We start from the raw sequence: 26,861 nt of genomic DNA, 5'->3' as shown, positions 1-26,861 counted from the left end.
TCTCTGTGGCAAAGACCGCCACGGCGAGGTTCGTCTTAAGCTTGTCGGGGGTGAGCAAGGCGCTTCCGCTTTTGTTTCATCCAGCTCCAGCGCCTACCCCCTCGAGGTCTTAAGCCAACCCTCTCTGTGGCAAAGACCGCCACGGCGAGGTTCGTCTTAAGCTTGTCGGGGGTGAGCAACGCGCTTCCGCTTTTGTTATTTCTGAAATTGGTTCACTTCTTTTTTGATCTGTTCCCGTATATGTTGGGTTGCTGTTACCATATTTGCAAGTGATTCTGTTGTCTCGCTTATCCCTCTTGTTTTTAGGCCGCAATCAGGGTTGACCCAGAACTGGCGCGGATCAAGCACTTTTAATGCGCGTTCGATATTCCGCTCCATCTCTTCTACTGGAGGTATCCGCGGACTATGGATATCATAGACACCGAGACCGATTCCTTTCTCGTAGGAATTCTTCTCGAAATCAGCAATTATTTCTCCATGACTCCTGGCAGCTTCAATGGAGATGACATCGGCATCCAGCTGATCAATAGCCTCCATGATTTCCCCGAATTCGGAATAACACATATGGGTGTGGATTTGCGTTTCCTTTTTCACCTGGGAAGTAGCCAGTCTAAACGCGTAGACCGCTTCCGTCAAATACGCTATTTGCCTTTTAACTTTTAACGGCAGCCCTTCACGTAATGCCGGTTCATCCACCTGAATCATGGAAATGCCGCTTTCTTCAAGGAAGCTGATTTCTTTTTGCAGGGCTAAGGCGATTTGTGTGGTAACATCAAATTTACTGATGTCTTCCCGGACAAACGACCAATTCAGTATGGTGATCGGCCCGGTCAGCATTCCTTTTACCGGCTTTTCTGTCAACGACTGGGCATAGGTGATTTCCTCTACTGTCATGGGCTGATGCAAATCGACATCTCCATAAATGATTGGCGGCTTAACACACCGGGAGCCATAAGATTGCACCCAGGCATATCTGGTAAAAGTGAAACCGGCCAGTTTTTCACCAAAAAATTCGACCATATCGTTCCGTTCAAACTCTCCGTGGACGAGGACGTCAAGGCCGATATCCTCCTGGCGGTCGATCCATTCCCGGATATTATCTTTCACAAAAGCCTGATAATCCTGGTCCGACCATTCTCCTCGCCGCCATTTCAGCCTTGTCTGGCGGACTTCCTTCGTTTGGGGGAGACTCCCAATGGTTGTTGTCGGCAGCACCGGCAATTGGAAAAAGTCTTTTTGAATTTCCTGGCGAATGGAGTATGGTGATTCACGCTTTGGCTCGATTCCTCTCCAGGATTCCACTTCTTTTTGGACATTGCCATTATTCCGGGAATTAGAATGAAGGAGCTTATCCCGATAAGTTTGGAAGGCTTCCACTTGATCCTTGACGGAATTTCTCCCATGATTCAAGCCCTTGGTTAGAATGTTTATTTCTTCAAGCTTTTGATCGGCAAAAGAAAGGGCGTTTTTAATCAATGGATCCAGGTCGCTTTCCGTTTCAACGGTGACTGGCACATGTAACAAGCTGCATGATGGCTGGATGATCAAGCGATTATTCTCGACCTTTGAAATTATTGTTTCCAGCTGGTCAAAAGCAGCATCCAAATCCTCTCGCCAAATGTTACGCCCATTGATAACGCCTGCAGCAAGCACTTTATCTTCCGGGAAGCCGTATGTCTGCAGAGATTTCAGGTTCTCACCATTATCATGGACAAAATCAAGCCCGATTCCGTCCACAGGAAGGGAGACGACTTCCTCATAGTGATCGACAGCTTCGAAATACGTCTGCAGCAGAATGTTCAAGTCGGGAAGCTGTTCTTTGATGGCATGATAGACCCATCTAAATGAGCGAATATCTTCCTCCGTAATAGTAGTACTCAAAATCGGCTCATCGATTTGGACCCACTCGGCACCAGCGCTCTCAAGTTCCCGCAGCACCTGGATGTACTGAGGGACAAGCTTTTCCAGGAGTTGATTGAAATCCTCACTTTTATAGCCTTTGGATAATTTCAAAAAGGTGATCGGTCCAAGAAGAACAGGCTTCCCGCTAATACCGAGCTCTTCTTTTGCTTCCAGGAAAAGCTGCAGTAAATGATTTTCCTTCAGCTTTGGTTCAGCATCAGCCGTAATTTCTGGGACAATATAGTGATAATTGGTGTTAAACCATTTCGTCATCTCGGCAGCAACGGCGTCTTTATTGCCTCGCGCGACATCAAAGTACGTCTGCAGGCTGTCCTGATTTTGCTGTTGGAATCGTTCAGGGATGAGTCCGAATAGATTAGCCGTGTCGAGGACATGATCGTACAGACTGAAATCGCCAATTGGAATCAAGTCAATTCCGCTGTCTTTTTGTTTTATAAGGTTTTGAAGTCTGATTTTTCCAACCTCAGTCCGCAGCTCATGTTCAGACAGTTCCCCTTTCCAGTATTTCTCGAGCGCTTTTTTCCACTCCCGTTTTTCTCCGATTCTTGGATAACCGATGATCGAACTCTTAGTCATTGCCATACCTCCCAGTAAATTTTTTTAGCATTAAAAAAATCTCTCTTGGTGAAAAGAGAGATTGTCAAGACTGTTTGAACAATGAGACAAATTAGATAGACTTGTCCTGTTCTGCGCTTCACACCTCCCTATTCCGCGTAGGTCGTCGTGTATGATTAACAGGCAGGTCTCCTGACTTAAGATCACCACAGACAAGCGTCTTCCCATCTATAAGTGACAGTGACAAACTTGCTTGCTGCTTCCTATTACAGTGGCGGGACCGTGCCGGATTCGCACCGGACTTCCCTTTTAAGCCGATTAAGTTTTACCTTAACCAGCACCTGATTAATCCAAGTATTCAGTTTCACACATAAAAAAACCTCTCTGTGTAAGAGAGGCTTTTCGTCAATACCTCTCTTATTTTTCAAAGCATATGCTTTGCTGGAATTAGCACCACCATCAGCTAAGGCTGACAGGTTGCCGGGTTTCATCGGGCCAGTCCCTCCACCACTCTGAATAAGAGATATATGTAATTGAATACATGCATACTAGCATGATGAAAATCAGCTGTCAATCTGTTCCGGGGGAAAATATAGAGTGTTTTTGACATTTGCTTTTCACTTGCATATCAATCGTTTAAAATGATTTTCAGTTTTTTGTACAATAATAGTAAGAGATGAAAAATATGACACACCAAATTGAGGGGATATAATGACACAACATAACGAGTTTGGCTGGAATTTTGATAACAGTTATGCCAGACTGCCGGAAATGCTTTATGAAATAACAGACCCTGTGCAGGTTCGCGCACCCGAATCGGTCTTTTTCAACAAAACACTTGCAGCATCTTTAGGACTGAATGCCGAGAACCTTGAGAATGCGGAAGGCATGGAGGTTTTTGGGGGAAACAGGATTCCAGAAGGTGCATTGCCGATTGCCCAGGCTTATGCCGGCCACCAGTTCGGAAACTTTACGATGCTTGGGGATGGCAGGGCCGTCCTCCTCGGCGAGCAGGTGACACCTTCCGGGGAGCGGTTTGATATCCAGCTGAAGGGTTCCGGCCGGACGCCGTTTTCCCGGGGCGGGGATGGTCGTGCGCCGTTTGGACCGATGCTGCGCGAATATATTATCAGTGAAGCCATGCATGGACTCGGAATACCAACCAGCCGCAGCCTTGCTGTCGTGAAAACAGGAGAACCCGTCTATAGGGAAACAGCGCTTCCTGGGGCTGTATTGACCCGTGTCGCTGCCAGTCATTTGCGGGTCGGGACATTTGAGTATGTAGCCAATTGGGGTACGAAAGAAGACTTGAAAGCTCTAGCTGATTATGCGATTCAGCGTCACTTTCCGGAAATGGAGCAACAAGAAAATCGTTATCTGGCATTTTATGAAAAAGTGGTCGAGCGTCAGGCTAGCTTAATTGCCAAGTGGCAGCTTGTCGGCTTTATTCATGGCGTAATGAACACCGATAATATGACGATCAGCGGGGAGACCATCGATTATGGTCCGTGCGCGTTCATGGATGAGTATGACCCGGCGACCGTCTTCAGCTCGATTGATGTCCAGGGCCGCTACGCTTACCAGAACCAGCCGGCGATTGGCCAGTGGAACCTTGCCCGGTTTGCGGAAGCACTATTGTCTTTATTCCATACCGATCAGGATCAGGCTGTCGAACTCGCCCAGGAGGTAAACGGCAAATTTGCGAAAATGTATCGTAGCTACTGGCTTGCTGGAATGAGAGAAAAACTCGGCATCCACAACGAAGAGGCAGATGACGAAACATTAATCGAAGAGCTGCTTACTATCATGAAAGAGCATGAAGCTGACTTTACGAATACGTTCCGTGCATTGACTTTGGATAAGCCGGAAGAAACGACGATGGATAAGGATGAAGGTTTCTCTGGATGGTATAAGAGATGGCAGGCAAGGCTTGATAGACAGAATAAGTCCAAAACTGATGTCTATGAGTTGATGAAAAAATCGAATCCATCCGTGATTCCGCGGAACCACAGGGTAGAAGAGGCGATTGAAGCAGCTGTCAGTAAAGAAGATTATAGTGTGATGGAGCGGCTGCTTAAAGTATTATCTGATCCTTATGCCTATACAGCCGATCAGGAAGCATACACCACGCTTCCTGAAAAGTGTGACCGCCCTTATCAAACTTTTTGCGGCACCTGATATGTAAAAATTTTCATAGGACTCGCTGCGATCCATGCTGACAAGAAGATAATCAAAATACAAACGGGGCAACCCATCTGGAGAAAACAAAATAGATTACTACAACGATTAGGAAACTAACTGCCTGGAGCCAATCATCAAAAAACTTCATTTATTTCACCTCTCATACGAGTGTAGGAAATTAAATGGGAATATATACCATTAAATGGAAAATCATTATAAAATAAGAACAAGCCTGCTCTGATTATGTTACTGGAGCAGGCTTGTTTCATCATTTGAGGGTATTAGAAGTATTTCTAAAGGGGATGAGCATATGTACCGATTATAAATAATGGAAGTCTAAAATAGAGGAGATTATTAATGAAATTATTAATGAATTTTTTTAGGAAAAAGGAAAAATCACCAGCAGCAACGAGGCAGGTACCAAAGAAAAAGAAGAGGGAGATAACCCCCGAACGTATAGGAGAGTTAGGGGAGTACAAAATCAATCTTCAATTAGAACAATTTCCACCCAATCATAAACATATCAGTGACTTGATGTTAAAGAACCCAAAAGCTAAATCAGGCTATTCTCAAATAGATCACATTTTCATTTGTCCTTACGGGATTTTTGTTATCGAAACAAAAAATTATGCAGGAAAGATCTATGGAGGTAAAGAAAATAAACAATGGACTGTAAACGGTAAATTCAAAATGATGAATCCTTTTCGCCAAAATTATGGACATATCGAATCGATTAAAGCTTGTTTAGAAAACTGTGACGATAATTCTTTCATTTCGATGATATCCTTTACCAAAAGAGCGGTATTTAACATCAGTCCCGAATTAAGAAAAATTCAATCGGATGATTTATGTGTATATGATACCGAGCTCACAGAATACATAAACCGTAAGATTCATGTCATAAAGCTGCAAAACTCTAAACCAAGATTTTCGGATGAGGAAATCATTACGATGTATAACACGTTAACGGAGTTAAATGTGGATGATCCTGTACAACGAGAGAAGCACAAGCGGGCATTTAAAGGTGAGGCTGCATGTGTGATTTGCAAAGATACAGTAAGTGATAAAGTTCGAAAATATTGTTTATCTCATAAAAAGTTCGAGGGGAAGATCTACTGTTATACCCACCAGAAATCCATTAAATAACAGCATAAGGTTAAATGCTGACCTAGTGGAAATAAATGGGTAACGTTCTAAAGTTCTGACGGAGCAAAAAAAATAAATGCGGAGGAATCAGATGAGTAATATTGATAAAAGAAATCGGTTAGATGAAACTCCTTTCAGTTACCGCGTCAACAAAAAGAATACTGTTTTTCTGGACTATCACGGTAAACAAGTGAAAATTTTAAAAGGAAAAGAAGCAGATAAGTTTTTGCAGAAAATGGACACTGCCAAAGATGAAAAAGCAAGACAGCTGGTGATGGCGAAAATAACAGGTAACTTCAAGAGAGGGAACGAACGCTGACTAACTCAAACAATATAAACGTAAGGTTCTTGCTTCAGGCTGTTGAGAAAAATCTCGGCAGCTTTCTTCTAATAAAAACACCTCAATGATTTCAGGGTGATATAAAGGGGGAGACTATGTTTGCTCCGTAAAAGAGACTATCTTTATTCTGAATAAGGTCGGATCCGCCGTACTCCGCTGATTCCAGTTGACACTCCGCTGATTTTCTTGCCCCGTCCGCTGATTCTAAGCCGCAAACGCCTGATACCGGTCCCGTTCCGCTGATTTCTAGGCAGTCTTCCGCTGATATCAACTCATACTCCGCTGATTTATCACAAAATACAACCTGTAACGTAAACTGAAGAATTCCTTTGTTATCTAAAGGAGCTGTTTGTTGATTTTCCCATACCGCTGCAGGCAAATGCTCGCTATCCAGAATATGCTCGCCCAGCAGGAAAATTATGCTCGTTCGTTGTCAAATACACTCGCCCAGCAGGAAATATGCTTGTTCATTGTCAGAATATGCTCGTAAGAACGCTTGCCCGTTTCCATAAACAAAAAAACGGTCTGCATGAGCATAAAACTTCATACAGACCGTTTTTCCGGATATTCTAAACCTATCATTTTTCAGTGACCTCTAGTGGTGTCTGTTACTTGCATTCTGTTATGGCCGGACTTTTTCTTGCAATACGTAGTCGGCATCCATAAGCGGGGATAAGCGATCCTGTTGGGTCTGCAGGGATATGCCGTCGATATGTCTGCGATCCATCATAATGGCGTTGTGGTTGTAACCTTTCAGATAAGGAGAAGGACCGACGGATGCGAGTAATGTAAAGCCTGAGTCAACCAGCATTTTAAATTTTTTACTTCCTGTGACCACTCTGCTTCCATAGGGATACACATAAACAGCAGTAGGGCCGATCAATGACTCTACTTCTTTTTTCCAGCGTTTCGTGTCTTTCACGAGACGATCATAACTCACTTTCCTGGCATCCAAATGTCCATAACCGTGAGAGGCAAATGTCCAGCCGGTTTCTTTAAGACGCTCAATTACTTTGAGGGCATTTCTTTTTTTCTGGTTAAAATCTTCGCTGTTTCGTTGATTTGTGCGATACCCGAGTACACCTTGATATCCAGTGAGGGCAATCAGTCCTTTTGCTCCCTGGAAGGAAAAGTCAGGGTGTTCTTTTACGAACTGATCTAAAATAGGAACGATGGCGTTATCCTGTGAAATAACTTCCTTGCCATCTGGCGCTATTGTATAGGAGCAGACTTCGCCTTCGTCATTAAGTATGAGTTTGTACACATTGCCGTTTTTTCTCATGTAATCATAGTAATTCATATCATCAATGGATAGGACGAGGGGCTTTTTCCCTTCCGGCAGCATTAATGTTCGGTTGGCAGTAACCTTACTGCCCGCTTTGTTAATTAACAGGTTTATATCTATTAATATATAGTCATTTTTATAGAGTTCTTCTAACGTTCTCTTAAACTCTTTCACGGTCACAAAGTAATCGTTATACCCTTTGGAGATTGGATCCTGATCAAATGCCAGTTCCGGATAGGCAATCACAGGGTGAAAGAAAATGTGCTCGACCGGACCTGTGTACTCAACCAGTTGTGCTTCTTTTTCGGGCTGGTTTCCTTCTTCTTTTTGTGACTTATCTGGGGCAACTTTATCCTGTTCATCTTCTGTACTTTCGTCGTGGGAAGCTTCCACTTGCTTTTGGTTATCCTGTTGCATGGCTGCCTGGTCCGAACATCCGATCAGGAAAAACAGGAACAAGCCAATAAGTATTATAATTAATGATTTTATCCCGACCTTACGCCTCAGTAAATTCGTTTCCTCCATCTATCACAGTCCTTTCCTTCATGCTCTTATAAAATATGTCGAAAGAAAGCGGAAGAAAGTTACAGAAAATTAGAAAAGAAAAAATAAGAAGCTGGGCGACGTCTTATTTTAATGGCTGGCAAATAGTTGCCCTTGGTTTATTAATAAATAGTGCGATGATGAATTCTATAATGTAAAGGGAGGAACCAATCGGCCATCAATATCCGTAAACTGATATTCTTTGGCTAAATCGCCTGTTTTAAGCACCTGTCCACTTTTCTTCATCACATCAGGATCACTTGCCAAAGCCTTTATCGCACGTCCCACATAATAAGGGGTCTCCGTTCTGATTAACTCATCAGATTCCTGCCAATTTTCCTCAGCTGCATTATGGTGCTTTAACACAAGTTCGGTTCTCATAAATCCGGGTGATACGGCAAGAACAGCAATATTGTCGTGTGTTAATTCTTTGGACAGTCCATAAGCCATGCGTATTAAAGCATGTTTGGCTAAATCATAATAAAAGTGGCCGGTGTATTTGCCGTCATCCCAAAAAGTGGTGTGAACAAGAATTGCTTGTTTGTTTTCGCGAAGCAATGGAATGGCAAAGTGATTAGTGGCCAATTGGGCACGTACCCCAGCCGTGAACATGGTATCCCAATGATTCAATGGCAATTCCCAAAAAGGCTTGGCTTCCATACCAAGATCGTGTGCTCCCCAGACATTATTGACCAGTATATCTAGTTTTCCTTGTTCCTTGCGAATTTGAGTAATTACTGCTTCCGTTTCTGAATCAATGGTATGATCACATTTGATCGCTATTCCTGTTCCCCCGGAGGCTTCCACTTCGGAAGCGGTATCGTCGATTGTGCCTGGCCAATCATTAGTGGAATTCCCTTTCGTACTCCGCCCCGTGACATAGACCGTAGCTCCAGCTTTACCCAATTCGATTGCAATACCTTTTCCTGCTCCTCTGCTTGCCCCTGTTACGAGGGCTACTTTTCCATGTAACGAATTCATTCCTCTCATTCCTTTCATGAGTAAGCTATTTTCTATCATACAGGGTAATACTTGACAACTTGTGTCATCTTTTATTGACTAGATATAATTAGTCAATTTAAGGAGTGAATGGGATGAGAGGGGATCGTCTGATATCTATTTTGTTACAGTTGCAAGCACATGGGCAGATGACGGCCAAAGAATTAGCGGAAAGGCTGGAGGTATCCGAGCGAACGATTTATCGAGATATGGAAGCGTTAAGCGGATCCGGTATTCCTGTTGTTGCAGAACGTGGAAAAAACGGCGGTTGGTCCTTATTAGAGGGATATCGGACGAATTTAACTGGTTTGAAGGAATCTGAAATTCGTTCTTTGTTCATTTCTCCTTCCTCTCAATTGCTTGATGATTTAGGATTAGCCCGACCCTCTGAGGAAGCCAGGAATAAACTTATGGCAGCCATTCCATCTGAATATCACAAAAATGTTAAAGATATCTGGAACCGGATTCATATTGATACAAGTGCATGGAAAAAACGTAACGAAAAAATAGAAGCTTTTGAAGTTCTTAAAAACGCTATATGGATGGAAAATAAATTAGCAATCGTTTATCAACGTGCAGACGGGTCGAGAACTGATAGGGTGGTAAAACCGCTGGGGCTCGTTGCTAAGGGGAGCCGCTGGTATTTCATCGCAGCCAAAGATAATCATGAAATTCGAAGCTACAGGGCCTCACGAATTAAATCTGCAGAACCAATCGATGAAACGTTTGAAAGACCCCATGACTTTGATTTGGCCGAATACTGGAAATCGTCGACAGAAGCGTTTATAAATAATTTGCCACGTTATGAGGTGTCGGTAAAGGCGGCGCCATCCATTATGCCGAGGTTACTGTTTACCGACAGGTTTGTAAAAAATGTCGAGGCCGAAGAGATGAATCGGGATGGCTGGACACCTGTAAAGCTGTCCTTTGATACGGAAGAAGAAGCAAAAGGATTCATATTAGGATTTGCTGATCAGATCAGGGTAATAGAGCCAACCGAGCTGCACGATAAGATTCTGGCGATGGCTGAAGCCACTGTTGGCTTTTATAAACAGGAGAAATAAAAGAAATTAAAGTCAGAATATTGTGTTACAATTAATACGATGTTCCTCAAAACTAAATGTAAAGGGGCTGACCAGTTGAAAGCATTATTTTTTCTTTACGATGGATATGTAGATTGGGAAATCAGTCCGCTTACCTACATGCTGAATGTTTCAGACATCGAAGTTCACACAATTGGAATTAGCGAGGTAGTTACTCACGCAGGAAACTTTAAAGTAAAGGTGGATAGGAATATCGAGGCAGTCGACCCTGCTGATTATGAGATGATCATCATCCCGGGAGGAGAACCTTCCCCGTTTGACAAGGATGAACGTTTATTGAATCTGCTTAAAGGATTTGATGAACAAGGTAAAGGGATAGCGGCCATATGTGGGGGACCTACATTTCTTGCAGCGGCAGACGTCCTGAGGGAAAGAAAGTATTCTACTTCCATTGATGATAATCCTGAATATGCTCACTACTTTAATGAAAAGTATATGAGTGAAGCTGATGTAACGGTATGCGAAAATCTAATTACCGCAGAAGGAAATGCATACATTGAATTTGCTATCGCTGTTGGAAAAGAGTTGAATATATTTGAGGACAGGGAAGATGAACTAGAAACAGTACTTTTCTTTAAGAATCAATTAAGAGGATAAAATTACTCTAATACAGTCAGTATAGTCTTAGAAAGCAGACATTTTGAAAAAGGTCTGCTTTCTATTTTTTTCAGTGAAAAAACCGGCATTAAATCATTACTCAGGTGTTGTGAAGTTCTTGGAGACAGGTATTCACAAGACATCATCGATGAAATAACATGATTTCCTCCCTCAATCATGCTAAAATGACACTTAATCAGAAAATTCTTAATTCGGTAATGGGATTTAGAAGAGTTGATTTAATTGGAGGGAAAAGGATGGTTGAAAAAGAGCAAGTGTTACAGGAAGTTATACCGAAAACGATGAAAGCGGCTGTGATGAACGATACGTTTGATATAGAGGTCAAAGAGCTTGCTGTTCCGGAATTAAATCCGGACGAAGTGTTGATCAAAGTGATGGCAGTGGGTATATGCGGTTCGGATATCCATTATTATGAGCACGGCAAAATAGGGCCGTATGTGGTGGAAAGCCCCATTATTCTGGGACACGAATGTGCAGGAGTTGTCGTTAAGATCGGGGAAGAGGTAACGAGGCATAAAGTCGGGGACCGGGTGGCAGTAGAACCTGGCATCACCTGCGGAACGTGTGAGTATTGTAAAGCTGGCCGATACAATTTGTGTCCGGAGGTAGAATTCTTAGCCACTCCACCGGTGGATGGCGCATTTGTGCAATATTTTAAACATCGCGATGACTTTGTCCATCCAATTCCGGATGACTTATCTTTTGAGGAAGGTGCTTTTATCGAGCCATTTTCCGTCGGGATTCATGCGGCGAAGCGCACGCAATTACAGCCGGGTTCTACGGTGGCCATCATGGGCATGGGGCCAGTGGGATTAACGGCGGTCGCTGCTGTCAAAGCGTTCGGTGCCAAGAAAGTGATCGTGACAGATTTGTCGCCGGTCCGTTTAGAAGCAGCTAAAAAAATGGGGGCAGACCATATCATCCATGCAACAGAGGAAAACGTAGATGAAAAAATACAGGAAATAACCGGAGGTAAAGGAGTAGATACGGCTTTTGAAACAGCCGGGAATCCTAAAGCCTTACAATCAGCCCTTGCAGCTGTAAAGCGCGGCGGAAAGTTGGCAATTGTAGGTTTGCCACCGATTAACGAGATAGCTGTGAACGTTCCCCTTATTGCAGATAATGAAATTGATATTTGTGGAATCTTCCGCTATGTCAATACATATCCGCAGGGAATTGAATTTTTGTCCTCGAAGCTGGTCGATATGCATGAACTCATCACAGATCGTTTTCCACTGGAAAGAACCTGGGAAGCCATGGAAAAAGCAAGAACGGATAAACAAGGCAGTATCAAAGTGATGGTTTATCCAAATGGCCTTCCGGAATATTAAACAAAGATAAGGCAGGAAGATCTTACAGAAGAAGGTACTAACGAAAGTTTTCCTATACGAATAGACATTAATTGAGTGAATATTATCTAAATATTTGCAAAAATGTAATAAAATGGTATTATTTGTAATATAAGCTTCCTAGAGACTACTACTCTAAGAAGCTTATATTTTTTGAGAAAGAGGGGCAGGAGCTGGAGTTTCATGGTTAGTCAGTTTTTTTACAGGGGGTACGACACCACTAAAAATAATTTTTGGAGGCGATGTACCATGAAAAAACTGAAAAAAATGTTCTTAAGCGCGGTACTACTAACACCTTTAACATTATTAGGAGCACAAACAGGTTTTGCAAGCCATGGAGAGAATTTAAATTGTGAAGATTTTTCAACCCAAGCTGAGGCTCAGGCACACTTAAAAGAACATCCGAATGATCCAGATGGATTAGATCGAGAAAATGATGGCAAACCTTGCGAGAGTTTACCAGTTGGTGATACTAATAGCAGTGATGACTCTAATAATTCATCCTCGGAAAACAGCGATCAATCTGCAACGGAAAACGAAACTACGGAAGATAGCGGAAATGAGCAAGGCGGACAAATGCCAGATACGGCAAGCCCGCTTCCACTTGGAATTCTTGGAGGACTGGGTGCCATGGCACTAGGTGCGCTTGGCATTCGTAAGCGCCAGTAATATTCCATTCAGAGAATAACGGCTAATCCTTTTGGAGTGTTGAGAATGATCAGGAAAATATCCATCATGATTTTTGCTATCGGATTTACCATTTTTGCTTACAGCGGATGGCAATATTACCAGGTGATGCAGTCGGTGGAGGCTATTCCAGTTCAAAAGCAAACCGACCCGCCCGAAAAGCTGTCTGCCACAACAAAAAATATACCCGCAAAGTCTAAGGAATCTTTACAAAAAAAAGAGAAAGTTTCCACATTAGACTTTCCTTTTTCCAAAGGGGACAAAGTTGCATTTCTGGATATCCCGGCTTTGGGGAAGCGCTATAAGATTTATTGGGGCACAGGTGAAGACACACTTAGCCAAGGTGTCGGTATGTATGTGAGCAAATGGACGACAGTCCCTAATTCTCATAGCGGCCATACGGTGCTTTCCGGTCACCGGGATACCGTATTTACAGGTCTCGGTAAGCTAGAAAAAAGCGACATACTCAAAGTTCATTTTGATGGGAAAACGTATAAATACGTGATTCAAAAAACGTGGGTTACAAAAGCGGAAGATCGTACAGTCATCGTCAAAAAAGAGAAACCTACACTGACACTGACTACGTGTTACCCGTTTGATTATATCGGTGACGCTCCTAAACGTTACATTATTCAGGCGAGCTTAGCAGATTAGTATCCCTGAATCGTGTGTTTCATGTTTAAGTACTAATCCCTCTTTCCAAAGACAATAACCATTAACGACCTGGCCCTATTTAGGCCGGGTTTTTAATTTCAAAAATTCCTTTTTACTATCAATGGGAGTGGAATCATGTGAAAATGGAAGAAATGATGCCCTCGTATTTACATATATTTCAGCGGCCGGGAGGAATTACATGATGAAATCGAAAATGCAGGTGGTTATCCTGCTGATACTACTGCTTACAAGTGGCTGCTCCATGGAAATGACTGATTCTGCTGGCGGGACAAATGAGGAAAATAATAACGATCCAAAGGCTGCCAGTGAAAATAAAACCACCAACGCGACAGTTACAAGAGTGGTGGATGGAGATACCCTGGAAGTTTCCATGAACGGAGAAAAAGAAGACGTTCGCCTGCTGTTGATTGATACACCAGAAACTGTCCATCCTGATAAACCGGTGGAGCCTTTTGGGAAGGAAGCATCACAGTTTGTGAAGGAAACGCTTGCGAATGAGGAAGTGCGAATAGATATCGGAAAAGAAAAACGGGATAAATATGGTCGCCTCCTTGCTTACGTATTTATAGACGGCGAAACGATTCAAGAGAAGCTGCTCCGAAAAGGGCTCGCCCGAACTGCTTATTTATATAACGATTTGACGATGCTTGATGAGTTTCATAAGGTTCAGGCGAAGGCGATCGAAAAAGGGATTGGAGTCTGGTCAATTCCGGGATATGCCCATAAGGACCATAACCATGGTTATCATTATAAAGAGGAAAGCGGATCAACTGATGAAGCGGATAACTCTTCTGATTCTGGAACAACCGATGATACTGGAACCAGTGATTCCGTTTATTATAAAAATTGTACTGCCGTCAGAGAAGCTGGTGCTGACCCGATCAAAAGGGGAGACCCTGGTTATGACAAGCATTTAGATCGAGACGGTGATGGGATAGGTTGTGAATAGTAAAGGGAAGTCTCTGATTATAACAGAGACTTTCTTTTTTATTGAAAAAATTATTTTAATAAAGATAATTACTTTTATTTGAGCTTTATTGTACGGAAGATTGACTCTTTAAATATCCTAATATTGTTAAAATTAGTAATTTATTAGAAGCATTTTTGATATAATATTCATAGATCAATATAGTATGGAAGGAAGTATATTTATATGGGTTATGATTCTAATTTCATTGTACAAATGGCAAATTTATTTAGAGCTAGATTTCCATTCGCTTATATATCAACCTGGGAAGAAGATAGAGTAATAGATCAGCTAAGTTACCTTAGTCAAGCTGTAGAAATAATTAAAACTCCTCGTAAATTAATTACATGGAGTCAGACTGAAGGCATTATTGAAAATGGCATACATAAAAGCAAGGACACTAAGTCTCCTCATAAAGCGCTAGATTTTATAGAAAATTATAAGGAGCCTGCTATTTTTATTATGAAAGACTTCCATATTTATTTTGGTGCGGAAAATCGTTCAGCAGATATGAGTGTAATAAGGAAACTAAGGGATCTTGTCCCCAATCTAGAAAAAAGTTTAAATCCAAAAAATGTTGTGTTTACTTCCCCGATTTTATGTATACCTACAGAGTTACAGAAAGAGATAACTATCGTTGATTTTGGCTTGCCAACTTTTCATGAAATTAAAGAAGTTCTAAATGATATTATTTATGCAAATAAAAATAATGAGAGAATAAATATTAATTTAAGTGAAGAAGAAGCAGAAAGATTGGCTAAAGCAGCGCTTGGTTTAACCTTACAAGAAGCAGAAAATGCTTTTGCTTTATCTATGGTAGGTCGTGGGAAATTAGATGTTGAAAGTGTTAAAGACATTTTGGCAGAAAAGAAACAGACGATCAAAAAGACGGGTATTTTAGAATTTATACAAGATCAGCCAAAACTGGAGGAAGTAGGGGGTCTTGAAAATATTAAACGCTGGCTTATGAAAAGAGACAAATCTTGGTTACAATCTGCTGAAAAATATGGATTACCTTCCCCTAAAGGAGTTTTAATTACTGGAGTACCTGGTTGCGGAAAAAGTTTAATAGCTAAAACTATAAGTTCAATGTGGCATCTACCTTTATTAAGACTGGATATGGGAAAAATCTTTAGCGGAATTGTAGGTAGTAGTGAAGAAAACATGAGAAAGGCAATTGAAACTGCTGAAACACTTTCTCCATCCATTCTATGGATAGATGAAATTGAGAAAGGTCTAGGAAACACTAATACTAGCGGAGATAGTGGAACTACCACAAGAATTTTCGGTACTTTCCTTACTTGGTTACAAGAGAAAACGAAACCAGTGTTTGTAATAGCAACAGCTAATAACATTGAAAACCTTCCCCCAGAGCTTTTACGCAAAGGGAGATTTGATGAAATATTTTTTGTTGATCTTCCTACAAGAAAAGAGAGGAAGATTATCTTCAAAATACATTTAAAAAAGAGGTTAATACATCCTGATGTTAAAGGTTCTTTTAATTTGAATGAGAGTACATTAGACCAATTAGCAGATCAAACGGAAGGATTTATAGGTGCAGAAATTGAACAAGTTGTTATTTCAGCCTTATTTGAAGCCTATTCAAATGATCGTAGTCTGGAATTAGATGACTTAATGAGAGTGATTAATAACACAGTAGCTTTATCTGTTACACAATCTGAACAAATTAGAGAAATTAGAGAATGGGCAAATATGCGTGCAGTAGCAGCTACTTTGCAAGAAGACCGTTCTGAATATACTGAAACCGTCTCCAAGTCTGCTTCGAATTTTAATGACAGCCCATTAGATGATATTAAGTCTACCAGGGGCGGAAGAACAATAGATTTCTAGAATAGGAGTGAACAGTAGTGAGTCTTGAAATGGTTTTAATTCCACTGGCAATTGGGGTTGTACAGGTAATTAGTGATAAATCTAATGAAACTTCAAGACATCTTAAGTCTTATTCAATTCCAACTCTAATAAAAGATGAATCTATACTAAAAAGAGCTTTAGATAATTATGGAACAGACTTGGAAAGTGAAAAAAACAATTTAAAAACTACAATTTCCGATATAGATATCATTTTTGAAAAAGGAGCCAACAGTCAATACATAGCTTTATTTGATGGAAAGATTAATGCAGATGATGCAGAAAGATTTATAAATAACATACAAAAGGAATATATTTCTATTGTACAAAGGGACACTTATGCAAAGCTGTTAAATCGGGCAGAGGAGTATGGCATGGAGTTGGAGCTTGAAGAAGAACTGGAAGATAGAGGTGTGGTATTAACTTTTAAAGTAAACCAATAAGGAGGACTTCAATGGATAAGCGAATAAGACTCGTTATTAATAAAGATGGCACAATTTCCGCTGATACAATAAATGTTTTTGGGAAAGAATGTCTCAAATACATGGAAATGCTTGAAGAATTATTAGAAGCAGAAATTATTGACTCCGATTATAAAGAGGAATTTTACCAAAAACAATCCGAAATAAATGTCTCGATCGAACATCTGAATTATAGGAGAGAAGATTAATGTATAAACAGATTACTAATAAAGGAAAAGTGTGGGAACTAAGAAACTCTATTTGGATGCTTTGGTCTTTGTTGACATTTGGATTTTTAAATTATATTTCTTTCTTCTATATTGCCTACAGAGTTAAACAAAAGAAATGGACCATCTCAGGGATTGTGTATAGTCTTATATTTATTTTGTTTATTGTAATCACTGAAGTTTTCCCATCGAACCATTGGGTTTACAATATTTTTGCTATTTTATTTATAGCGGGTTATGTTGCCTCAATAATACATGTTTTTAAAGTTCGACCTGAATATCTATTGAGATTAGAGGCAGTTAAGAAATTATCCGACTATAAATACGAAACTCTAAAAAAGGAAATACAACATGATTATCAAATGAATGAAACTATTCCTAAAGTTTCCAAACCAGTCCAAGAATATAACGTGGGCAACACTTTAAATAAATTTGAAAATAAAAATACTGTTACATGTATTGATATAAATAAAGCGACTGTGGAAGAGTTAGCAAAAATACCGTACTTAGATGGCATTTTTGCAAAAAAAATAGTGGAGTTGAGAAGCGTTAATGGCAATTTTACATCTAAAGAACAATTTATTGACCAAATGAAACTTAAACCGCATATAGCAAATAAAGTGTTACCCCACATATTAATATCTGAAAATAAGATAAACAAAAAGGAAAAGTCTACAGGAAGGATAGTCGACTATTAATGGATATAAGAATTCATCGCTATATACCTATTTCAAATGTCGAGGGTCCTGGGAAGCGAGCATGTATCTGGGTTCAAGGTTGTCCTATCCAATGTAAAGGATGTGGTGTTCCCTGGACTTGGTCTAAAGACGGGGGCACTTCTATTTCAATAGATGAATTATTTAATAAAATTAAAAGAAGTGTAGAAATAAATAATATAGAGGGTGTTACATATTTAGGAGGAGAGCCATTCGAACAAGCTGAAGGTCTAGCTAAATTAAGTGAAAAAATAAGATCATTAGGTTTATCCATTATGACATTTAGCGGGTACACGATAGAAAAAATCAAAAGTAATAATAGAAGTAGTTGGAGTAAATTATTAAATTTAACTGATTTACTTATTGACGGACCTTTTATCGAATCTAAATTAGATCTCAGTATGCCTTGGAAAGGTTCATCTAATCAAAAGTATCACTTTTTGACCGACAGGTATATTGAATTAGAAGGGAAATTAGACTGTATTCCCAATAGAATCGAAATACAATTCGATGATAAAGGTGAATTTGCAATTAATGGAATGGCAAAACATAATGACTTGGAAAGGTTGATAGAAGGTTTAGGGCATTTAAAAAAACAGCAAGATTAGACTGGTACTAATAAATGGAAATGCACCTTTCAAAAAATACTAAAACAAGGAAGCTGTCGAGATATTCTCGCCAGCTTTAATAATGTTGTAAAAGGAATAAGTAATTCGGTTACGGGAGGGCGAAAACCGTGAGGCTCCTGCGGAAAAACGGGCGATCCGAGACCCTGCAGTGAGGGTTTTCACGAGGAGGCTCGGGCGTTCGTCCGCGGAAAGCGAGTGGTTTCGCCCGCACGTGTACTTATTAAAGATGTTCCAGAGATTTACCGGTTTTTCTGCAAGCTGAACAAGTTTTTTGAAACTTTATCCTCCTTAGTACGTAAATAAGTAAAATAAACGACGGACTCATTTCCTGAGAGGAGAAAAGGATGAAAAACGTAATCAAAGTGGAAAACTTATCGAAGTCTTACGGAGATATCAAGGCTGTGAAGGATGTATCTTTTTCCGTTCACGAAGGGGAAATATTTGGAGTGATCGGCCCGAATGGAGCTGGTAAAACGACCACTCTCGAAATGCTTGAAGGTATCATCAAACCTGATAAAGGGAATGTCAATGTGCTTGGTCTCATTCCATGCCAGAGTTTAAGGGAGCTGAATAAAAGGATCGGGGTCCAGTTCCAGGCGACATCCATTCAAAAAAAGATGAAAGTCAAAGAAGCTCTGGCTCTGTTTTCTTCCTTTTACAAACAGGAGAACCAGAAGGATTACCTGGTTGAGCTGCTTGGGTTGGAGGATAAAATGGAGGTCAAATTTGATGACCTTTCCGGAGGCTGGAAGCAGCGATTGACCCTGGCCCTTGCGACGCTTCATAGACCGGAAATTCTATTCCTCGATGAGCCGAGTATGGGACTCGATCCACATGCCAGAAGGGAAATGTGGTCCCTGATCCGTCTGCTGCGGGAACAGGGATGCACCGTGGTCCTGACCACACATTATATGGAAGAGGCTGAAAAGCTTTGTGACCGTGTGGCGATGATTTACAGCGGGGAATTGAAAGCCCTGAACTCTCCCCGAGACTTACTGAATGAAGTCGCTGCTCACTACCTGACATTCGAAAGCGACGGTTTAGGATATGAGCAGCTGATTGGGCTGCCAGGCGTCATTCGGGTTGAAATCGAGGAGGGTGTTTATAAGGTTTATAGCGACAATCAGCAAAAGACTGCATATCACATCTTCAGCTCTTGTGAAAGTAAAGGGTTAAGCCTTTCCAATTTCCGGTTTGAAACAGGATCGCTTGATGATTTGTTTGTCCATTACTTAGAAAAGGAGAAAATTGTATGAATGCAGTCATTCAGCTGGCAGGGTTAGAGACGAAAATGTTTTTCAGGGACCGGCTCAGTACTTTTTGGACGTTTCTGTTTCCGGTTACCATGATTTGGCTGTTCGGCTCCATGTTTGTAGGCGAAACGATGAATGGGCAGACATTCGCAGAAATGTTTGTCCCATCGTGGATCGGCGTCAATATCGTGACGACTTCCTTTTTCACCTTAGGTACCGTATTGACAGGATACCGGGAAACAGGCGTATTGAGGCGCTATCAATCGACCCCGCTTCAACCATGGAAGATTCTCGCTGCCCACGCTTTTCAAGGGACGGTCATCTTTGGAATTTCCGCGGTGCTGCTCATGGTGTTTGGAATGATGATGTATGATCTGCGCCTGCCGGAATTCATTGGCAGTACGCTCCTTGTCCTGCTCATCAGTATTCTGGCGTTTTTCCCGTTTGCTTTATTTTTGACCTCCCTTGCCAAAAATACGCAGACGGCAGCAGCAATCAGCACGCTGTTCTTAAATCTGATGTTATTTTTGTCAGGAGCAACTTTCCCCCTCGAAATGATGCCGACGGTGCTTCAATATGTAGCAAAAGTGCTTCCGCTTTATTATGTGATTCAGCTAATGCGGGGAACATGGACAGAAGCTCCGATTACAGAATATGGCTTTGAAGCGGGTGTTCTGATTGGGATTGCTGTCGTTTCCACGATACTGGCCTCACGTTTTTTCCGCTGGAGTGATAAATAACATCTCTTTGTAAAAGCAGGACGAAGGTACACGCTTAAATCAACTATTTCCATACATTATTAATGAATAACTTTTCAAGAAGGAGAGATTTATTAATAATGAGTTGTGGTAATAGAAATGATTTTGATGCATGTGTATGTGAAACTGTTCGTAGAATTGTGAAGGCACAGGATGAAGTAGCTGGTACAGGTAATTGCTGTTCCACAGGGTGTGATCAATCCATCAGGGATTTGGTTTCCCCAGTTGCTAATGGGAATGGTCCCACTACTATTCCATTCGCCCTTTTCTGTAAGGGTGATTGTGATCCGTTTATCGGAAGCGGTATCTTCAGGTCTCCCGTTGGTGGATCAGGTATGACTGCTTTACGATGTGTAGAAACGCCAATCTTCCGTGCGAAGAAATTCGTCGATGAAGATGAATGCTGTGTACAATTGGAATTACTGCTTCCAATTACGATGGGTGGTTCAACTCCTGGCCCAAGCGGTAAAGGAAATAGAATTTGCGATTTCTTCCCGGGAAATAGCATCCGGAACCTGCAGGCAACTGGGATATGTATAACGGTGGATTTGGATTGTTTCTGCGGCATTGTTTGCCTGGATCCACTGACACCTCGCCCTGCATCTGAATTTGATGTAGATGATGAAGAAGACTGCTGCTGATAAAGATTACCATGTATTTGTGAGAAGATTACAGGAAGAGATCAGAGAATTATTCTCTGGTCTTTTTTCATTTTAAGAAAGCTCAACTTTGTTAAAGGTTTAAAGTATAAGTAAAATAACTAAGGTTTTCGCCATAAGGACTTGGCGATAAGTCAGGTTTTTCTAATGCGAATAAATTTAATTTCTGCGGATGACATTCACTTCTTCTGTCAATCCTAAAAGGGATTACATAAGGAGGGAACATGCATGAATTTAGCGGACATCATGATTGTCATCGGCTTTGTGACTTGTGCATTAATCATAATGATACTACTTGCAATTGGGATATATTTGTTCAAGGTAGACCGAACGCAAAAAAAATACCCGGTCTTACGAAATTATCCGGTAATCGGCCGGATGAGATACTTCCTGCAATCGATCGGACCGGAGCTCAGGTCCTATCTATTTAATAATGACCGGGAAGGGAAGCCTTTTTCGCGGAATGAATATGAGCATATCGAACACAAGGCTAAATATAAACGGGACGTGTTCGGATTTGGTTCGCAGCGTGATTTTGAAAAAGAAGGATATTATATCCGTAATTCCATGTTTCCGAAGCTGACAGAAGAGATGAAGATGGACCGCGACACGAAGGTAACGACCGATCGCTATCTACTGCTGAAGGAGCCATTATTTGGGGATAAAATAGAAAAACTGGAACAGGATGAGTCCCCTGTTTACCTGCTCGATGAGAATGACGCAATTGTAATTGGGGAAAGAGCGAGGAACCCATTTATCGTAAGGGGCCAAATCGGCATGTCTGCGATGAGTTATGGTTCCCTGGGAGACCATGCGATAACTGCTATATCAAAGGGGCTGGGCATCGCTAAAGGAACCTGGATGAACACCGGGGAAGGCGGGCTGTCTGATTATCATTTAAAGGGCGGCGTAGATATCATCATGCAAATTGGCCCTGGGCTTTTTGGTGTCCGCGATAAAGAAGGAAATTTCAGCTGGGAAGCCTTAAAGGAAAAAAGTGAAATCCCAGAAGTGAAAGCCTTTGAAATCAAACTGGCTCAGGGTGCAAAAACACGGGGCGGCCATATCGATGCGGAAAAGGTGACAGAGGAAATCGCGCGCATCCGCATGGTGGAGCCTTTCAAGTCAATTGATAGTCCGAACCGCTTCAAGGAGTTCAGTGATTTCCCATCTTTATTTGAATTTATGGATAAAATCCGTGAACATTCCGGTTTGCCAGTAGGAATGAAAGTCGTTATCGGCAGTAAGCAGGAAGCAGAAGAACTCGCAAAAAGCATCCGGGACACCGGGAGAAGTCCTGACTTCATCACAGTTGATGGGGGAGAAGGAGGCACAGGAGCTTCCTATCAGGAGCTCGCGGACAGTGTCGGCCTGCCGATCCGTTCTGCGCTGCCATTACTCGATAACGCATTAAAAAAATACGGTGTCAGGGAGCAGTTGAAAATTATCGCAGCAGGCAAGCTGATCTCTCCCGACAGAATTGCTATTGCGCTTGCGATGGGAGCTGACCTGATTAACATTGCCCGTGCTTTCATGATTACGGTCGGCTGTATTCAAGCCCTCCAGTGTTCTTCCAATGCCTGTCCGGTTGGTGTCGCAACAACGGATCCTGAAAAGCAACAAGGCCTTGTCATTGATGAAAAGAAATGGCGTACGGCGAATTACGTCATCACCATGCGCAAAGGTTTATTCCGCGTCGCTGCAGCAGCAGGCCTTGATTCTCCCGTCCATTTTAAACGGGAACATATTGTCTACAACGATGCCCGGGGCAAAGTATGGTCCCTCGATGAAATTTATGAATCCATAGTCGAAGAACGCCAGACACTTCTCGATCCATCCGAAGTCAGGCTCAAGAAGATGAATCCAGCCAGTCAAAATAAAGATTCGCTGGGTCACTCATAACCTCTTTACGCACCAGCTGCGTAAAGGTTGCCTTCATGCCGCCATAGAAATAACCGAGGAATGTCTTCTTGATCCAGCCGTTTTGCTTGGCGAAAACCGCCTGTTTGAAGGTTCGGATAATCGCTTGTAAATAATGCTCGACGGGGTAGTTCAAGTTGTATACTTCATAAACACGTCGGACGCTATTCCAGGCAGAAAGTATTTCGTTTACGTTCAGAAATGACTGGGTCAGAGCAATGAATGCGTCTGGAATGTAAGATGGCAGATAGTCGGCATCGATCACTTGCTTCGTTGACTTAATAGCTGAAGCTTTCTCTTGAGGAATTTTAATTGGAGAGGAAGCTTTTTCATTTGTCGTAGATACACCTGCGTCTTCTGATGGAAGCTGTTCTTCCGTACTGGCGTTGATCACCAAAATATTCACCCCGCGTTTCCCATTCGGGCGGGTATTCGGGATACGCGTCAATAATCCTTTTTCTTCAAGTGTATTGATGGCACGGATGACGGTACTTCTGCTCCGCAGGGTTTTCAGCATAATTGTTTCAATTTTAGCGAATGACACACCAGGATATTTTACGGAATGCCTCCATATGAAGCGGAGAACATCGAGTGTGCCCGAAGAAAGTTCGGCTTTGTGATGGTATAAGAAGGCACGGACCCGGAGATCCATTTCTTTTTTACTGGGAAAAGCTTGCAGGCTGCGAATTTCTGAAATATCCATTTGTTCCTCACCTTATATGTTCGTTTATTCTATAATCGAATGAAAAATAATTCAGGTGTCATGGGTGAAATATAATTTCAGTTTTTCCTACGTTATTTACATATGGTTTTTATATCAATTTAGTTTATGCTCTGTTTCCGACATGTTTAATATGGAATGGTGCTTACTCCCACATGGCATGTAGGGCTGTTGATAGGGTGTCATTTGCCATGTCAAGCAGGGGTGTCAAAACGAGCCTGGCTTCAGCTTGCGGGAAAAGCATTAGCCGGTAAACATACTGGCGAGCATATTACATCGCTGGGCGATCGTATTCAGGCAGCGGACGAGCATATTTCACCTTTGATCGAGCGTATTCTGTTCAACAAGCATTCCCTGCTGTGAGCATCAATAATTAACATCCTCTAATAATTCGGTCGCATTTTGTATATTTCCTTTAACAGGAGAGTGAGTGGGATAGAGTGTCATAAGTGCGAGCATTTCTTTGAAGGAGAAATGTTTTTTTAGGTTTTTCGACAAAGTAATTATCCCTTTTGAATAATTATTTATTGCAAAACGATAAATATTTATTTAAAATAAATGTGACGATAAAGAAGTGAGGTGCTTTTCATGAAAAAAGTAACAACATTGTTTTTAAAAATAGCTGTGGTTCTTCTCGGAGTTCCGGTTCTTGGTCTGTGCATTTTTTTGGTGCCTGAGTTAGCGGATCTTGCCGCAGAATTGCTTCCGGAGTTCGGTTTTATTAGTGTTCTCGTCTACATCGTTTTCGAAGGATCGGCGATACCTTTCTACTTTGCTTTGTATCAGGCCTTCATGCTCTTACGATACATTGACAAAAATAAAGCTTTCTCCGATTTATCTGTAAAAGCTTTGAAGAAGATCAAATACTGTGCGATCTCCATCAGTGTTTTGCATGTACTGGCCTTGCCGTTGTTCTATCTTTTTGCGGAAGCAGACGATGCACCAGGCGTTGTCTTTGTCGGTTTAGCTGTCCCTTTTGCTTCCCTGGTCATAGCAGTTTTTGCTGCTGTTCTCCAAAAACTTTTACAAGAAGCGATTGCTATCAAATCAGAAAATGATTTAACGGTCTGAGGTGAAATTATGATTATCATTAATATCGATGTGATGCTGGCTAAAAGGAAAATGAGTGTAACGGAACTTTCTGAGAAGGTTGGAATAACGATGGCGAACCTTTCGATATTGAAAAATGGGAAGGCAAAAGCGGTTCGGTTATCTACATTAGATGCCATATGTAAGGCTTTGGAGTGTCAGCCCGGAGATATTTTGGAATACCGAAGTGATGAGGAAAGTTAATTTCAATAAAAATGGGGAGGCATGACGATGGATAGTCACAATGTGGTTCTTGAAAATATAGGTAACCCACATGAACTGGAGAGAATGTATCGTAAAGACCCGAAAGCCTTTAAGAAGTCATTCTTACACGCATGGGAACAGCATCCTGATTCTCCAGTTCTTAATGTCTGGTATGAGAGATTGCATTTCAGGGAGACAGCAAATACAATTAGACCTTCCTTGTTTCAAAAAGGTTTCTTATTGATGGGCCTGTTAGCTATTCTGGCCGGGATAAGCACCAGGATCATTTTCCATTTTGTCGAACAGGAAGCGATTGCTCCGATTAACCTTGCTTTTGGAATAATTCCCTTTATAGCTGCCTACTTTGTTTACAATAATCGGCCAAAAAGAAACATCATTTATACCTTGGCAGCGTTGTTCATCATTTCAGGTGTTTATCTTAATATGCTGCCATTAAATGAAAAAGACAGTATTATCCTTGCCTATTTACACCTTCCTATTTTCTTATGGGTGCTGCTGGGGCTTGCCTTTACAGGAAACGATTATTCAAAAGGCAACAGAAGAATAGACTATATAAAATTTAATCTCGAATACGGCATCCTCTACGCCAGCATGGCAGTCAGCGGAATGGTGCTGGCAGCATTGACCATGCAGTTATTCAGTTTTGTCGGTCTCGATATAGAAGATTTCTATTTTAGTAATATTGTGTTATTTGGTGCTGCCGCTCTCGCTATTGTGGCAACATATCTGGTATCGATGAATCTTAATCTTGCCAAGAATATCACCCCTTATATAGCGAAGATTTTCAGCCCTCTTGTCCTGATCACATTGTTGGTCTATCTTGTAACGGTTATATGGCTCGGTAAAAATCCATTCCTGGACCGCAATTTCCTGATAGCCTTCAACGGAATCCTCCTTGGTGTATTGGCCGTCACCATATTTTCGATTACCGAACGCGACACAGACGAGAAAAAACACATTTCAGATTATATCAATGTCGCCTTGATTGCTCTTGCGCTCATCATCGACAGTGTGGCGTTGTCAGCCATCGTGTTCAGGCTTTCTTCATATGGAATTACACCAAATAGACTTGCTGTGTTAGGAGTAAACGTGCTTATCTGGGCAAATCTGATATGGATTATGCTCTCCTATATGCGTTTTCTGCAAAACAAATCCGAACTGACCGCTGTCCAGGATTCCGTTACTAAGTATTTGCCGGTCTACGGACTTTGGGCCGCTTTTGTTACATTCACTTTTCCTATTATTTTTAACTAGCAAGGCAGTTATCGCCGTTATGATTTTAAGCGTAACCCCTAAAGGTATTTCTTTAGGGGTTTTATCTTTTTTTGTTTACATTTGTGTGAATATTTGATAAATTGAATATATCAAAAAGATATATATCAAGAAGATACAAAGGAGTGCTGCAATGGCTCAGAAAAATTATACACAATACGCTTTGCTAGGTCTTCTGGTGACGGGATACCACACTGGTTATTCAATGAAGCAAATGATTGACGGCAGTTTAAATCACTTTTGGAAAATCAGCTACGGTCAAATTTACCCTGCTTTGAAGCAGCTAGTGGATAAAGGATATGCCGAAGTGAAGATTACATCTCAGCAAGGAAAGCCTGATAAGAAAGAATATTATATCACTTCATCTGGAAAAGATTTTCTCAAACAATGGTTACAACAACCTGTCCAGGAACTTCCTATAGAAAAGAACGAGCTCCTCCTAAAGCTGTTTTTTAGTCGTCAGCAAGATAAATCCACTACTATTGCACAAATTGAAAACTACTATGAAAAATTGGTTGAAAGATCTAACACTTATGAATGTATTAAGAAAATGATCCTCACAGAGTCTTCTGAACATAAGGATGCGCCTTTCTGGATTATTACTCTGGACTATGGACTTAGTACGACCCATGCTGCGATGGATTGGTGTATAAGAACAAAGGATACATTACTTAATCTTAAGGAGGAATAA

General features: G+C 41.3%; 27 protein-coding genes and 2 riboswitches. Of the genes, 23 read left to right on the top strand and 4 right to left on the bottom strand.

Annotation, left to right across the window (positions count from 1 at the left end):
• Positions 1-195: 195 nt before the first annotated feature.
• Positions 196-2,505 carry a 5-methyltetrahydropteroyltriglutamate--homocysteine S-methyltransferase gene (metE, locus tag JOC33_RS10575; protein WP_205092434.1) on the bottom strand — a complete coding sequence of 770 codons (2,310 nt, stop codon included), beginning with the start codon at positions 2,503-2,505 and terminating at the stop codon, positions 196-198.
• 138 nt (positions 2,506-2,643) lie between these two features.
• Positions 2,644-2,839: riboswitch (cobalamin riboswitch) on the bottom strand.
• Between the two features lie 53 nt (positions 2,840-2,892).
• Positions 2,893-3,001: riboswitch (SAM riboswitch) on the bottom strand.
• A gap of 188 nt (positions 3,002-3,189) precedes the next feature.
• On the opposite strand from metE, the gene JOC33_RS10570 reads away from it, so the two are divergent.
• The 3 genes from JOC33_RS10570 (at position 3,190) to JOC33_RS10560 (ending at position 6,124) form a co-directional block, all read left to right on the top strand.
• The gene (locus JOC33_RS10570; RefSeq protein WP_205092433.1) at positions 3,190-4,656 is read left to right on the top strand and encodes a protein adenylyltransferase SelO; all 1,467 of its coding nucleotides are present in this window, start codon (positions 3,190-3,192) and stop codon (positions 4,654-4,656) included.
• A gap of 360 nt (positions 4,657-5,016) precedes the next feature.
• Positions 5,017-5,805, top strand: coding sequence for a nuclease-related domain-containing protein (locus JOC33_RS10565; RefSeq protein WP_205092432.1), 789 nt, complete (start codon positions 5,017-5,019; stop codon positions 5,803-5,805).
• Positions 5,806-5,896: 91 nt separating this feature from the next.
• A complete protein-coding gene (locus JOC33_RS10560; protein ID WP_205092431.1) occupies positions 5,897-6,124 on the top strand; it encodes a hypothetical protein in 228 nt (75 codons plus the stop codon).
• 643 nt (positions 6,125-6,767) lie between these two features.
• Here the strand turns inward: JOC33_RS10560 and JOC33_RS10555 are convergent.
• Positions 6,768-7,955, bottom strand: coding sequence for a polysaccharide deacetylase family protein (locus JOC33_RS10555; RefSeq protein ID WP_205092430.1), 1,188 nt, complete (start codon positions 7,953-7,955; stop codon positions 6,768-6,770).
• A 165-nt stretch (positions 7,956-8,120) separates the two neighbouring features.
• On the bottom strand, positions 8,121-8,954 hold the full coding sequence (locus JOC33_RS10550) for an SDR family oxidoreductase (protein WP_205092429.1): 834 nt from the start codon (positions 8,952-8,954) through the stop codon (positions 8,121-8,123).
• A gap of 113 nt (positions 8,955-9,067) precedes the next feature.
• Between JOC33_RS10550 and JOC33_RS10545 the strand changes: the two genes are divergently transcribed.
• From JOC33_RS10545 to JOC33_RS10475, 15 genes are all read left to right on the top strand, one after another.
• Positions 9,068-10,036: a helix-turn-helix transcriptional regulator gene (locus JOC33_RS10545; RefSeq protein WP_205092428.1), complete on the top strand. Its 969-nt coding sequence runs from the start codon at positions 9,068-9,070 to the stop codon at positions 10,034-10,036.
• A 75-nt stretch (positions 10,037-10,111) separates the two neighbouring features.
• Positions 10,112-10,672, top strand: coding sequence for a DJ-1/PfpI family protein (locus JOC33_RS10540; protein ID WP_205092427.1), 561 nt, complete (start codon positions 10,112-10,114; stop codon positions 10,670-10,672).
• A gap of 257 nt (positions 10,673-10,929) precedes the next feature.
• Positions 10,930-12,024 carry an NAD(P)-dependent alcohol dehydrogenase gene (locus JOC33_RS10535; RefSeq protein WP_239534088.1) on the top strand — a complete coding sequence of 365 codons (1,095 nt, stop codon included), beginning with the start codon at positions 10,930-10,932 and terminating at the stop codon, positions 12,022-12,024.
• Between the two features lie 267 nt (positions 12,025-12,291).
• Positions 12,292-12,711 (top strand): excalibur calcium-binding domain-containing protein, encoded by a 420-nt coding sequence (locus JOC33_RS10530; protein WP_205092426.1) that lies wholly within the window; start codon positions 12,292-12,294, stop codon positions 12,709-12,711.
• Between the two features lie 45 nt (positions 12,712-12,756).
• The gene (locus JOC33_RS10525) at positions 12,757-13,383 is read left to right on the top strand and encodes a class D sortase (protein WP_205092425.1); all 627 of its coding nucleotides are present in this window, start codon (positions 12,757-12,759) and stop codon (positions 13,381-13,383) included.
• A 199-nt stretch (positions 13,384-13,582) separates the two neighbouring features.
• Complete coding sequence (locus tag JOC33_RS10520; protein WP_205092424.1) at positions 13,583-14,353, top strand: thermonuclease family protein; 771 nt, start codon at positions 13,583-13,585, stop codon at positions 14,351-14,353.
• A gap of 204 nt (positions 14,354-14,557) precedes the next feature.
• On the top strand, positions 14,558-16,222 hold the full coding sequence (locus tag JOC33_RS10515; protein WP_205092423.1) for an AAA family ATPase: 1,665 nt from the start codon (positions 14,558-14,560) through the stop codon (positions 16,220-16,222).
• A gap of 17 nt (positions 16,223-16,239) precedes the next feature.
• A complete protein-coding gene (locus JOC33_RS10510; RefSeq protein ID WP_205092422.1) occupies positions 16,240-16,683 on the top strand; it encodes a hypothetical protein in 444 nt (147 codons plus the stop codon).
• Positions 16,684-16,694: 11 nt separating this feature from the next.
• Complete coding sequence (locus JOC33_RS10505) at positions 16,695-16,910, top strand: DUF2997 domain-containing protein (RefSeq protein WP_205092421.1); 216 nt, start codon at positions 16,695-16,697, stop codon at positions 16,908-16,910.
• The gene (locus JOC33_RS10500) at positions 16,910-17,626 is read left to right on the top strand and encodes a ComEA family DNA-binding protein (RefSeq protein WP_205092420.1); all 717 of its coding nucleotides are present in this window, start codon (positions 16,910-16,912) and stop codon (positions 17,624-17,626) included. The genes JOC33_RS10505 and JOC33_RS10500 overlap by 1 nt, the downstream gene beginning before the upstream one ends.
• On the top strand, positions 17,626-18,252 hold the full coding sequence (locus tag JOC33_RS10495) for a 4Fe-4S single cluster domain-containing protein (RefSeq protein ID WP_205092419.1): 627 nt from the start codon (positions 17,626-17,628) through the stop codon (positions 18,250-18,252). Before JOC33_RS10500 ends, JOC33_RS10495 begins: the two co-directional genes overlap by 1 nt.
• 365 nt (positions 18,253-18,617) lie before the next feature.
• On the top strand, positions 18,618-19,529 hold the full coding sequence (locus JOC33_RS10490; RefSeq protein ID WP_205092418.1) for an ABC transporter ATP-binding protein: 912 nt from the start codon (positions 18,618-18,620) through the stop codon (positions 19,527-19,529).
• A complete protein-coding gene (locus JOC33_RS10485) occupies positions 19,526-20,266 on the top strand; it encodes an ABC transporter permease (RefSeq protein WP_205092417.1) in 741 nt (246 codons plus the stop codon). Before JOC33_RS10490 ends, JOC33_RS10485 begins: the two co-directional genes overlap by 4 nt.
• Positions 20,267-20,364: 98 nt before the next feature.
• Positions 20,365-20,925, top strand: a complete 561-nt coding sequence (locus JOC33_RS10480) for a CotY/CotZ family spore coat protein (RefSeq protein ID WP_205092416.1) — start codon at positions 20,365-20,367, stop codon at positions 20,923-20,925.
• 246 nt (positions 20,926-21,171) lie between these two features.
• The gene (locus JOC33_RS10475) at positions 21,172-22,845 is read left to right on the top strand and encodes an FMN-binding glutamate synthase family protein (protein ID WP_205092415.1); all 1,674 of its coding nucleotides are present in this window, start codon (positions 21,172-21,174) and stop codon (positions 22,843-22,845) included.
• On the opposite strand, the gene JOC33_RS10470 is transcribed toward JOC33_RS10475, so the two are convergent.
• Positions 22,793-23,566: a helix-turn-helix domain-containing protein gene (locus tag JOC33_RS10470; protein WP_205092414.1), complete on the bottom strand. Its 774-nt coding sequence runs from the start codon at positions 23,564-23,566 to the stop codon at positions 22,793-22,795. The genes JOC33_RS10475 and JOC33_RS10470 overlap by 53 nt on opposite strands.
• A 222-nt stretch (positions 23,567-23,788) precedes the next feature.
• On the opposite strand from JOC33_RS10470, the gene JOC33_RS10465 reads away from it, so the two are divergent.
• The 5 genes from JOC33_RS10465 (at position 23,789) to JOC33_RS10445 (ending at position 26,861) form a co-directional block, all read left to right on the top strand.
• Positions 23,789-23,947 carry a hypothetical protein gene (locus JOC33_RS10465; protein ID WP_205092413.1) on the top strand — a complete coding sequence of 53 codons (159 nt, stop codon included), beginning with the start codon at positions 23,789-23,791 and terminating at the stop codon, positions 23,945-23,947.
• A 225-nt stretch (positions 23,948-24,172) separates the two neighbouring features.
• Positions 24,173-24,655, top strand: coding sequence for a DUF2975 domain-containing protein (locus JOC33_RS10460; protein WP_205092412.1), 483 nt, complete (start codon positions 24,173-24,175; stop codon positions 24,653-24,655).
• 6 nt (positions 24,656-24,661) lie between these two features.
• A complete protein-coding gene (locus tag JOC33_RS10455; RefSeq protein ID WP_205092513.1) occupies positions 24,662-24,877 on the top strand; it encodes a helix-turn-helix domain-containing protein in 216 nt (71 codons plus the stop codon).
• A gap of 27 nt (positions 24,878-24,904) precedes the next feature.
• On the top strand, positions 24,905-26,152 hold the full coding sequence (locus JOC33_RS10450) for a DUF4153 domain-containing protein (protein WP_205092411.1): 1,248 nt from the start codon (positions 24,905-24,907) through the stop codon (positions 26,150-26,152).
• Positions 26,153-26,303: 151 nt separating this feature from the next.
• On the top strand, positions 26,304-26,861 hold the full coding sequence (locus JOC33_RS10445; protein ID WP_205092410.1) for a PadR family transcriptional regulator: 558 nt from the start codon (positions 26,304-26,306) through the stop codon (positions 26,859-26,861).

The organism is Thalassobacillus pellis (assembly GCF_016908295.1).
GTDB lineage: Bacteria > Bacillota > Bacilli > Bacillales > Halobacillaceae > Thalassobacillus > Thalassobacillus pellis.
This window is presented reverse-complemented; position numbering and strand designations above follow the sequence as displayed.

Coding starts and splice junctions, on each gene's coding strand:
- JOC33_RS10445 (WP_205092410.1), top strand. CDS start 26,304: ATGGCTCAGAAAAATTATACACAATACGCTTTGCTAGGTCTTCTGGTG.
- JOC33_RS10560 (WP_205092431.1), top strand. CDS start 5,897: ATGAGTAATATTGATAAAAGAAATCGGTTAGATGAAACTCCTTTCAGT.
- JOC33_RS10470 (WP_205092414.1), bottom strand. CDS start 23,566: ATGGATATTTCAGAAATTCGCAGCCTGCAAGCTTTTCCCAGTAAAAAA.
- JOC33_RS10545 (WP_205092428.1), top strand. CDS start 9,068: ATGAGAGGGGATCGTCTGATATCTATTTTGTTACAGTTGCAAGCACAT.
- JOC33_RS10535 (WP_239534088.1), top strand. CDS start 10,930: ATGGTTGAAAAAGAGCAAGTGTTACAGGAAGTTATACCGAAAACGATG.
- JOC33_RS10450 (WP_205092411.1), top strand. CDS start 24,905: ATGGATAGTCACAATGTGGTTCTTGAAAATATAGGTAACCCACATGAA.
- JOC33_RS10570 (WP_205092433.1), top strand. CDS start 3,190: ATGACACAACATAACGAGTTTGGCTGGAATTTTGATAACAGTTATGCC.
- JOC33_RS10525 (WP_205092425.1), top strand. CDS start 12,757: ATGATCAGGAAAATATCCATCATGATTTTTGCTATCGGATTTACCATT.
- JOC33_RS10475 (WP_205092415.1), top strand. CDS start 21,172: ATGAATTTAGCGGACATCATGATTGTCATCGGCTTTGTGACTTGTGCA.
- JOC33_RS10480 (WP_205092416.1), top strand. CDS start 20,365: ATGAGTTGTGGTAATAGAAATGATTTTGATGCATGTGTATGTGAAACT.
- JOC33_RS10515 (WP_205092423.1), top strand. CDS start 14,558: ATGGGTTATGATTCTAATTTCATTGTACAAATGGCAAATTTATTTAGA.
- JOC33_RS10555 (WP_205092430.1), bottom strand. CDS start 7,955: ATGGAGGAAACGAATTTACTGAGGCGTAAGGTCGGGATAAAATCATTA.
- JOC33_RS10500 (WP_205092420.1), top strand. CDS start 16,910: ATGTATAAACAGATTACTAATAAAGGAAAAGTGTGGGAACTAAGAAAC.
- JOC33_RS10485 (WP_205092417.1), top strand. CDS start 19,526: ATGAATGCAGTCATTCAGCTGGCAGGGTTAGAGACGAAAATGTTTTTC.
- JOC33_RS10495 (WP_205092419.1), top strand. CDS start 17,626: ATGGATATAAGAATTCATCGCTATATACCTATTTCAAATGTCGAGGGT.
- JOC33_RS10530 (WP_205092426.1), top strand. CDS start 12,292: ATGAAAAAACTGAAAAAAATGTTCTTAAGCGCGGTACTACTAACACCT.
- metE (WP_205092434.1), bottom strand. CDS start 2,505: ATGGCAATGACTAAGAGTTCGATCATCGGTTATCCAAGAATCGGAGAA.
- JOC33_RS10520 (WP_205092424.1), top strand. CDS start 13,583: ATGATGAAATCGAAAATGCAGGTGGTTATCCTGCTGATACTACTGCTT.
- JOC33_RS10565 (WP_205092432.1), top strand. CDS start 5,017: ATGAAATTATTAATGAATTTTTTTAGGAAAAAGGAAAAATCACCAGCA.
- JOC33_RS10460 (WP_205092412.1), top strand. CDS start 24,173: ATGAAAAAAGTAACAACATTGTTTTTAAAAATAGCTGTGGTTCTTCTC.
- JOC33_RS10550 (WP_205092429.1), bottom strand. CDS start 8,954: ATGAATTCGTTACATGGAAAAGTAGCCCTCGTAACAGGGGCAAGCAGA.
- JOC33_RS10505 (WP_205092421.1), top strand. CDS start 16,695: ATGGATAAGCGAATAAGACTCGTTATTAATAAAGATGGCACAATTTCC.
- JOC33_RS10490 (WP_205092418.1), top strand. CDS start 18,618: ATGAAAAACGTAATCAAAGTGGAAAACTTATCGAAGTCTTACGGAGAT.